The sequence below is a fragment of the Cryobacterium sp. Y29 genome (genome assembly GCF_002929825.1).
Lineage (GTDB): Bacteria > Actinomycetota > Actinomycetes > Actinomycetales > Microbacteriaceae > Cryobacterium.
This window is the reverse complement of the sequence record NZ_PJJN01000011.1, coordinates 1-9,007: the sequence shown is the minus strand read 5'-3', so window position 1 is coordinate 9,007 and position 9,007 is coordinate 1. Positions and strand designations below refer to the sequence as shown.

At 58.7% G+C, this 9,007-nt stretch carries 9 protein-coding genes; 3 read left to right on the top strand and 6 right to left on the bottom strand.

Annotated features, from left to right (window positions below; translation table 11 throughout):
• The first annotated feature begins 484 nt into the window (after positions 1 to 484).
• From CXY74_RS17785 to CXY74_RS00135, 3 genes are read left to right on the top strand one after another with little or no spacing between them, the layout of a single operon-like run.
• Complete coding sequence (locus CXY74_RS17785; RefSeq protein ID WP_104198549.1) at positions 485 to 1,513, top strand: NAD(P)-dependent alcohol dehydrogenase; 1,029 nt, start codon at positions 485 to 487, stop codon at positions 1,511 to 1,513.
• 54 nt (positions 1,514 to 1,567) lie between these two features.
• The gene (locus tag CXY74_RS00140; RefSeq protein WP_199183092.1) at positions 1,568 to 2,161 is read left to right on the top strand and encodes a hypothetical protein; all 594 of its coding nucleotides are present in this window, start codon (positions 1,568 to 1,570) and stop codon (positions 2,159 to 2,161) included.
• On the top strand, positions 2,158 to 3,723 hold the full coding sequence (locus CXY74_RS00135; RefSeq protein WP_104198548.1) for a GMC family oxidoreductase: 1,566 nt from the start codon (positions 2,158 to 2,160) through the stop codon (positions 3,721 to 3,723). The genes CXY74_RS00140 and CXY74_RS00135 overlap by 4 nt, the downstream gene beginning before the upstream one ends.
• Here CXY74_RS00135 and CXY74_RS18330 read toward each other — a convergent pair.
• The 6 genes from CXY74_RS18330 to CXY74_RS00110 form a co-directional block, all read right to left on the bottom strand.
• On the bottom strand, positions 3,703 to 4,002 hold the full coding sequence (locus CXY74_RS18330; RefSeq protein WP_146069973.1) for a transposase: 300 nt from the start codon (positions 4,000 to 4,002) through the stop codon (positions 3,703 to 3,705). The genes CXY74_RS00135 and CXY74_RS18330 overlap by 21 nt on opposite strands.
• The gene (gene dhaK, locus CXY74_RS00130) at positions 3,944 to 4,939 is read right to left on the bottom strand and encodes a dihydroxyacetone kinase subunit DhaK (RefSeq protein ID WP_104198547.1); all 996 of its coding nucleotides are present in this window, start codon (positions 4,937 to 4,939) and stop codon (positions 3,944 to 3,946) included. Before dhaK ends, CXY74_RS18330 begins: the two co-directional genes overlap by 59 nt.
• 66 nt (positions 4,940 to 5,005) lie before the next feature.
• Positions 5,006 to 5,644 carry a dihydroxyacetone kinase subunit DhaL gene (gene dhaL / locus CXY74_RS00125; protein ID WP_104198546.1) on the bottom strand — a complete coding sequence of 213 codons (639 nt, stop codon included), beginning with the start codon at positions 5,642 to 5,644 and terminating at the stop codon, positions 5,006 to 5,008.
• Positions 5,641 to 6,441, bottom strand: coding sequence for an HAD-IA family hydrolase (locus CXY74_RS00120; RefSeq protein ID WP_104198545.1), 801 nt, complete (start codon positions 6,439 to 6,441; stop codon positions 5,641 to 5,643). The genes dhaL and CXY74_RS00120 overlap by 4 nt, the downstream gene beginning before the upstream one ends.
• A 5-nt stretch (positions 6,442 to 6,446) precedes the next feature.
• Positions 6,447 to 7,292, bottom strand: a complete 846-nt coding sequence (locus tag CXY74_RS00115; protein ID WP_233193050.1) for a class II fructose-bisphosphate aldolase — start codon at positions 7,290 to 7,292, stop codon at positions 6,447 to 6,449.
• 108 nt (positions 7,293 to 7,400) lie between these two features.
• The gene (locus tag CXY74_RS00110; protein WP_370446105.1) at positions 7,401 to 8,897 is read right to left on the bottom strand and encodes a LuxR C-terminal-related transcriptional regulator; all 1,497 of its coding nucleotides are present in this window, start codon (positions 8,895 to 8,897) and stop codon (positions 7,401 to 7,403) included.
• Positions 8,898 to 9,007 lie beyond the last annotated feature (110 nt).

Genomic DNA, 9,007 nt, shown 5'->3' with positions numbered 1-9,007 from the left:
CGCATGAAATCATTCGCAGACGACCAAACCTTCGCCGACTCCGAACTCTCCCTCGAAGACGCAACAAGCCTCAAACGCTCCACCATCAAGGACTAGTTCACAAAGAGTCACCCGTCGCCGGGACTGCACTGCTGAATCTTGGTCGTGCAGTCCCACTGTGAAACTTCCAGCCACAACACCACGCCTTCGTCGCCCGGCTGCTCATGCCGCCTCGGGAAACCGCCGCGATAATGGCCCTGCTTTCAGTCAGCACTAGCTATAGATACACGGTCCTATGTCCCAGGGAATGCGAAACACTGACCCCGCTCTTTGCCGGTGCGGGCAATCGCTTTGACATGACCGCAGCACGGTTGACGGATTCGCTGGAGTCAGATCGAACGATGCATTCTCAATTTGTGAAAACCGGCGTGGTGTGGCGTCTTGAGGTGTTCCAAACTGAAGCGCAGCACGGGTGTGGCTTGTGTGATCTCGATGAGGAGAAATTGTGAAGGCTGTTCGTCTGCACCGTTATGGGGAAAATCCGAAGATCGAGGAGGTGGCGGAGCCCAATCTAATCGGGCCCTGGGACGTCATTGTCGATGTTGGTGCTGCTGGTTTGTGCCGCACGGATCTTCACATTATTGAGGGGCAGTGGGATCCCATCCAGCACCCGCACCTGCCGTATACGCTGGGGCATGAGAACGCGGGATGGGTTCGCGAAATCGGCAGTGCGGTGAATAACGTGAAACCGGGTGACACAGTGATCATGCATCCGCTGACGAGTTGTGGTCTGTGTCCGGCCTGCAGAGTGGGCCAGGACTCGCACTGTGAAAACGCGACTTTTCCGGGAATCAACGCGAATGGCGGCATGGCTCAGCAGCTTCTGACCAATGCACGGGCGGTGGTCCGGTTGGACGACGGGCTGCAACCGAAGGACGTAGCCGCGCTGGCTGATGCAGGTCTGACCGCGTACCACGCCGTGCGTAAGGCTGCAGATGTTTTATTTCCTGGAACCCACGCGGTCGTGGTCGGTGCCGGTGGTCTCGGACACATCGGAATTCAGGCGCTCGCGGCGATCACGAGTGCGACCATAACGGTCGTCGACCGCAGTGAGGCTGCTCTCGAGCTCGCTACGAAACTTGGTGCGCACCACACCGTTTTGTCAACGACCGACGATGACGTCGAGAAGAAGGTGCTCGAGATCACGGATGGTGGAGCACATGTTCTATTCGACTTCGTCGGAGAGCGCGGTGCGGAGTTGCTCGCTCCGCGTCTTCTGCGTAATCGTGGGTCGCATTACGTGATCGGTTACGGTGGCGCGGTCAATATCACCACTATTGAGATTATTTCGCGTGAAATCAACGTCATCGGAAACTTGGTCGGAACCTACAACGACCTCGTCGAGCTCATGACGCTCACTGCTCAAGGCAAGGTCACGCTGCACACCGCTGTCTATCCCTTGGACGCAACTCTTGACGCGATCGCAGATTTGGCTGCCGGACGAATCATCGGTCGCGGAATCCTCGTCCCCTAAGACATCAACGCGAATTACCCCCAAGTCGACAACTGTGAGCAAAGGAGCTCAATAATGGCTTTTCCCGCCAAGTATCCTCAAATGAATGCGACGGAATTGACTGATGAAGCGCGGAGCGTGCTCATCCGAGTTATTCGGGTTGCGTTTCCCCACCCGTCATTTCCCGACGCTCCCTATGAACGGACGGCAGACACGATCTTGCGGGAGGCCGAGAACTCAACCTGGTTTCGCGTCGCGCTCACGCAGGGACTCCTCACCCTGGGCCACCTGGCCGGAGGCGATTTCCGCGATTTGAACGACGAAGACGGCACCAAGGTTTTGCGCCGAATCGAGACCACGGAGTTTTTCGGTTTTATCAGGCGCACGACCGTGCTGAATCTGTATGACAACGAGGACGTCTGGGAGATCCTCGGCTACGAAGGACCGAGCTTCGACAAAGGGGGATACATCAACCGTGGCTTCAACGACCTTGATTGGCTTCCCGAAGCGCGGACCGAAACCTACGACGGGCCGGAGCAACTCATCGAAATTGCCACAAACGCGTCCGTGGCAAAAATTCGCGGCGGCGAAAACACGCCCGCGATAGAGCGTGACACCAGCAATCAACCCGGTAAACGCGACGCAACCATGATGGAGATGACGAAGTGAGCAATATTGAGCATGATGAGGCAGCGATCGTCATCATCGGATCAGGGGCTGGGGGTGGAACGCTTGCTTACGAACTGACGGCGAAAGGTCTTCCGGTTGTGGTTCTGGAGGCGGGTCCGTACCTGCGCAACGAGGACTATGTCAACGATGAGTGGGAGGCGTTCAACCAGATGGCCTGGCTTGACCCGCGAACCACGTCAGGCTCCTGGCGAATCGCTCGCGATTTCCCCAACCTTCCGGCGTGGATTGTGAAGGCGGTCGGTGGCACGACAACGCACTGGTCCGGTGCGACACCGCGATTCAAAGCTCACGAATTCGCTGCGCGAAGTACCTACGGTCGAATCGACGGTGCCAATCTCCTCGACTGGCCGATCACCCTGGTCGAGCTCGCGCCCTACTACGACAAAGCCGAAGTCGCGATGGGATCGACGCATGTGCACGGTCGCAAGCCGCTACCCGCGAATAACAATTACACGGTCTTCGCAAACGGCGCCGAACGGTTGGGATACAAGTTTTATTCGACGGGCCCGTATGCGACGAACGCTGAGGAGTATGACGGTCGTCCGGCATCCATTCAGGACGGCTTTAACTTTCAGGGTGATAAGAACAAGTCGAAATGGTCGACGCTGGTGCGCGAAATCCCTCGTGCAGAAGCAACGGGGTTGCTTGACCTCCGACCCGAGAGCCATGCGGTGCAGATCACCCACGATGCTTCGGGACGAGCAGACGCGGTACTTTATCTGGACAAAGACGGCAACTTGCAACGACAGGCCGCCCGACTCGTCGCAGTAGCTGCGAACTCTATCGAAACGCCCCGGTTATTGCTTCAGTCTGCCAGCCCAATGTTCCCCGATGGCTTGGCCAATTCCTCCGGCCAAGTCGGTCGCAATTACATGCGACACACCACCGGTTCGCTCTACGCCAGGTTCAAGGACCCGGTACGGATGCACCGCGGTGAAACCATGGCCGGAGTGATCGCGGACGAGTCCCGGCATGACCCCGATCGAGGCTTCGCTGGTGGCTACTTTTTGGAGACAATCTCCCTGGGGCCAGCCTTTCTGGCCAGCTTCAGTGATCCCGGGGCGTGGGGGCGTGGATTCACCGAAATTCTTGAAGCGTATGCCAATACGGCCGGGCTCTGGATCGTCGGCGAAGACCTGCCACAGGAAAGTAACCGAGTCACTCTGAACACGACGTTGTCTGACAAGAATGGCCTCCCCGTACCCAACGTGCACTTCGACGACCATACCAACGACATTGCCATGCGCGAGCACGGATACGCGCAAGCTGAACTGCTGTATGAGGCTGTTGGTTCGGTCGGTGCGCAGCGCACTCCCCCGTACCCGTCCACGCACAATATGGGCACGTCACGAATGAGTGCGCGGTCCGAAGATGGTGTCGTTGATAAGTGGGGACGCGCCCACGACGTACCCAACCTGTTCATTAGCGATGGGTCCGTGTTCACCACCAGCGCGGCCGCCAATCCCACGCTTACGATCGTGGCGCTGGCCATCCGACAGGCCGAGTACATCGCGGATCAACTAAAAACAGGAGGAATTTGAGCTAGGCCAGACGGCCAGATCCGTGCAACGCGGATTGGCTCTTTCCCGAGCCGTCCATTCATCTTCCCCCACAACACACACGGTTAAGAAAATACGCCGTCGTTTCGGCACCATCACCGGAGTGAACGTGCCGTCCCGGTCACGGGGCACCTGAATAATCACAAGCCCCGTCGTGGGACTGATCACCACTTTGGTGCCAGTCCCACTGCGCACGTCCGAGTCAGAAAACGCGGATCGGGATCTCGGCCGGTGCTGCGAGCAGCGACTCGATTTCCTCATCGAGCTTGACGAGGGTGATTGACGCGCCCGCCATGTCAAGCGACGTGCAGTACTCACCGACGTAATTACGGCCGACGGTGATGCTCGCGCTGACGAGTTTCTCGTGTGCCAGGCCGTACAGCAGGTACAGCTCGCTGATCGGCGTACCACCGAGGCCGTTCACCATGAGCGCGACACGATCGCCGGACGTGAAGGGTAAGTCCGTGATGACGGCTCCGAGAATGTCATCCACGATTTCGTCTGCCGAGACGAGCTTGCCGCGCCTGCGCCCGGGCTCACCGTGAATGCCGATACCGATCTCGATCTCGTCTGGCCCGAGATCGAAAAGGGGTGACCCTTTTGCGGGCGGGGTGCAGGCCGTCAGTGCGACGCCCATCGTACGCGTAACCGAGTTGACCTTCTCACCGATCCGGATGATTTCATCAAGGTCGGCGCCGGCTTCCGCGGCCGCGCCTACTGCCTTCATCACGAAAAAATTGCCGGCAACTCCGCGGCGACCGATCGTGTACAGCGAGTCCTCCACCGCGACGTCGTCGTCAATAAAGAGCATCTCGACTCTGATGCCGTCGGCGCGCGCCATTTCCTGCGCCATCTCGAATGCCATTCGGTCTCCGGTGTAGTTGTTGACGAGCAGTAGCACTCCCTTTGGCGAGGCGAGCAGCTTCGTCGTCTCGTACACGTAATCGACGGGAGGGGCAGCGAAGATATCTCCGGGGCAGGCAGCGTCGAGCATTCCTTTCCCAACAGTCATGACGTGGGCGGGTTCGTGGCCTGATCCAGAACCCTGGATGATGGTCACCTTGTCTGCGTTGGGTGCATCGGCACGGTGGATGAGGTTGTACTCCGGAACGTACTTCAGCGTGTCAGGATTTGCGAGGGCGAGGCCCTTGAGCATTTCGGGAACGAAATTCTTGGGATCGTTGATGAACTTCTTCATGGTTTCTCCACGTCTTTGTGATGCTGAATGGGCTTCGGGTACAGATGGGGCAGAGGGGCCTATGGGTTAGCGGTCACGCGATTGTATGGTGAGCCGCTCGAGGATGACGGCCACGGCGACCGCACCGGCATCGGGCGAGCCGATACTGCGCTCACCGGTGTAACTGGCGCGTCCGCGTCTTGCCTGGAGAGAGCTGGTCGCGTCTGCTGCTTCACGTGCGGCTTTCGCTGCCTCGTCGAGTGCCTTTTCGAAAGACGAGCCCTGTGCGACGGCCACCTCGAGAGCGTCAGTCGCCGGAACAAGCGCGTCGAGCAGCGTCTTGTCGCCGACATCAGACTTGCCACGGTCCTTGATGCCCTCGATCGCCGCCCGCAGCATTGCGACGACATCGGCGCCGCCGACCTCATCGCGACCGCGCACTGCGGTGGAGGCACGCAGGAAGGCGGTGCCCCAGAGGGGGCCGGAGGTGCCCCCGATACGGCTCGTGATCGTGTGCGCAATACTCTTCAGAAAAATACTCGAGTCTGTGCGGTCGAAGACGTCCCACTCGTCTAATACTTTTTCGAAACCGCGGGCAAGCGAGTATCCGAAATCGCCGTCTCCGACGACGGAGTCGAGTTTGCAAAACGCGTCTTCGTTTTCAATCGCCGTTTCGGCAATCGATCGGACGACGAATTCAGTGTCGATGATGCTGCGGGTCTTCATTGTGCCTCCTGAGGTTTGGCGCGAGGGAGCGCTGCCATGCGGGCGAGATCGCCCAGCTGAATGAACGACCTTGGGTTGATGTCATACGGGTCTGCGATTACCTGGGTCATCTCGCCGGGATTCGGGTCACCAAGTGAAGAGACCACGAGGGCGGCGGCGGAGAAGTCCTCGCTAGAGGTATAGCTACTCACCGTCACGACGGTTCGCAGACCAGCCGTCGTCGCTGAGCGCAAGCCGTTTTCGCTATCCTCGACAACGATCGCATCATCTGGCGATATTCCAAGTACAGATAGCGCGTGCAGATAGATGTCCGGTGCCGGCTTTTTCTTCGCCACGATGTCGCCTGCAAAAACCGCGAAACGTGACGCTTGCTCGAGACCGACGGCGTGGGTGAGAACCGCCCGAACGGATGGCTCCGCCGATGTAGACGCGACCGCGAGGGTCCATCCTGCCGCACTTGCCTCCCGCACGATTCGATCGATACCGGGTCGCGCTGGCACAACACCACCCTCGATCAGATCCGTGTAGATCTCGGTTTTCCGGCGATGCCATGACGCTATGAGAGCAGTGCGAGCCGTCGGGTCGTCGGGGATTTCGATCTGTTCAGCAAACTCGGGTGTGAGCAAACTCATCAACCGCTCCTTGCCTCCACTAATTCTCACCTTGTCGGCATAGTCCTCGATGCTCCACTGCACGGGCAGCCCAAATTCGCGAAAGGTTTGGTTGAACGCGGGCAGGTGACCGTACTGTTCCGTGTCGGCGAGTACGCCATCACAGTCGAAGATCAGAGCAGGCATCGCTTTCACCACGCCTTATTAGCGCTACCGAATTGACCTGCCAGATTGACGACGAGGTGCACGATGTCGGCCCGAGTGTGGGCAAAGAGCGACGGTGGATCCCATTTGTCGTTTTTCTGTGCCTCAGTAAGGAAGGTGAGACTTGACTTCATGAAGGTTTCCTTGAGGGAGGTCGATATGTTGACCTTCGCGCAACCGCGCGCGATCAGGTCGCTGAACTGCTCGGAGGTCAGTCCGCTCCCGCCGTGTAACGCGATCGGGATTGGATGGCGCTCCACAATGTCAGTGACCCGGCCGAAGTCGAGTACGGGTGTGGCCTTGTACGTGCCGTGCGCGTTACCAATCGATGGGGCAAAGACGTCAACACCAGTCGCCTCGATAAAGCGCAGCGAGACTTCAAGCGATTGTCGCGCCGTTTCTTGGTCGGATCCGTGGTCGTCTTCGACACCCGTAATGGCCTCGATCTCGCCCTCGACGTGAGCGCCGTAGAGCCGGGCCTCTTTCACGACTTCGATCGTCTGCCGCTGGTTCTCTTCGACCGGTAATGCAGAGGCGTCAAAGAGCACCGAGTTCCACCCCTGCTTGAGGCACTCTGTCACGACGGCGCGATCCGGGCAGTGGTCTAGGTGTAACGAGACCGGCACTTCGATTCCCTCGGTCAACGACCGCCAGAGACTGGCAAACACGCCACTCCCGATGCTCCGAACGGTCTTCACTGAAGTTTGGACAATCAGTGGGGACCTTGCCTCTACGGCCCCAGCAAGCACCGCTTCCAACGTTAAATCGTTGAAGACATTTATGGCGGGGACACCGTAGCGGTCACTGAATGCGCGATCGACGATGTCTTTCATTGGCACGACACTCACAGCAACCTCCGTGTTTGGATATTTTTACGGTAGGGCAGGTGGTACGTCTCGAACCATACAGGATTTCCCCGCCTTTTCGGGGTGGGGATTTCTCTAACACTCGGCGATCGCGCCTATCGAGCTGTGCTCCCGGTTCATGTGGACGAGCATCGTGCGATTGTGCGCCCCGGTCTTTCGGAGCAATGATCCGACGTGCTTTTCGACCGTCTTTACCGAAATGAACAATGCGCTGGCGATCTGCTTATCTGCCATGCCCCGCTCGACGAGTGGGCGCACCTGACGCTCCCGTGGAGTGAGAGTTTTACCGTCGGATCCATGTGAGGAGAAACCGGTGAGGTGGTCGAGAATATCGTTCTGAAGCAGCGCTTCGCCACGACACGCGGCAACGATCACGCGTGAGATCGTTGCGGCATCGGACTTGAGGCTGAGGAATCCGCGGACGTTTGCTTGCGTTGCTGAACGAATCTGGTCAACGGTCGGGTTTTCGGTGAGGACAACGATTGTGGCGTTTTGGTCAAACTCACGTATCTTCGCGAGCGTGCCGAATAGTTCCCCGTTGAGCACCCGTAGGTCGACAATGAGCACGTCCGGACGGAGCATCTCATAGGCATCGACCAGTTGACGCCCCGAACTCAACTCCGCGGTGACCTGGATTGCAGGTTCGCTCAGATTCAGGAGCCGAACGAGTCCGGCACTGATAATCGGTTGGTCGTTCGCGATGAGAACCTTCCAGCGCAGCTGCGGGACGCTTTCGCCGGTTCCGGAAATATACGGGATAGTCGCTCGAATCTTGGTTCCCCATCCCGGAGTCGTATCGATGTCGAGCTCACCATCGAGGTGACTTGCGCGCGACATCATCCCGTGGAGCCCGAGGCAGCCGGAAGACAATGACGAGAAGTGCCCGCCGTGTGCCTCGGCGAGGTCAAAACCCCGACCATCGTCATCGATTAAAACTGACAGCACCTGGGTGTCGTAGACGAGTCCGACCCGAGCGCTTCCGGCACTTGCATGCGAAACAACGTTGCTGAGGGCTTCTTGAACGATCTTGAATGCCTGGTGTGCAATTTCTGGCGCGAGAGGGCGCGGTGTGCCGACGATAACGAATCCAGTCGTAGTCATACTCATGGACTCCACCCAGGCGAGCTCTGTGCCGATCGCTGCTTCGAGGGTTCGACCCTCAAGTGATGCCGGGCCAAGTCCGAGTGCCGTACGGCGCGTCTCGGTCAAAGCGTCATGGGCAACCGTGCGGGCACTACTGATGAATATTGCGGCAGGTTCGCCATTGCGGTCCGCCTTGTCTGCCTCGTCAAGGTGCAGAAGCAATGATGCAAGCGACCTCCCGACTGTCTCGTGCACGTCCCGAACGGCCCGCTCTCGTTCTGCGGCCACGGCAGCCTCGCGAGTGCGGTCAGCGGCCTTCGCATACAGTGTTGAGTTCGCGAGTGCAATCGCCGCGTGGTGCGCGAAGAGTTCGACGAGTTTGGCATCTGTCGTCGTGAACACACGCCCAGGAGTGGCGCTGAAGATGACACACGTTCCAATGATGCTGTCATCCCATTGAATAGGGACGCCGATGACAGCGCAGTGCAACCGTGGATCATCTGGTGCAATGTGGCCGGCGGAATTTGTCAAGGTGAATGAGGCCAGTGGGAGTTTAGGCGGCTAGTTCGAGTCGGTCATTCTCGGTGGGTTTGTCGGCT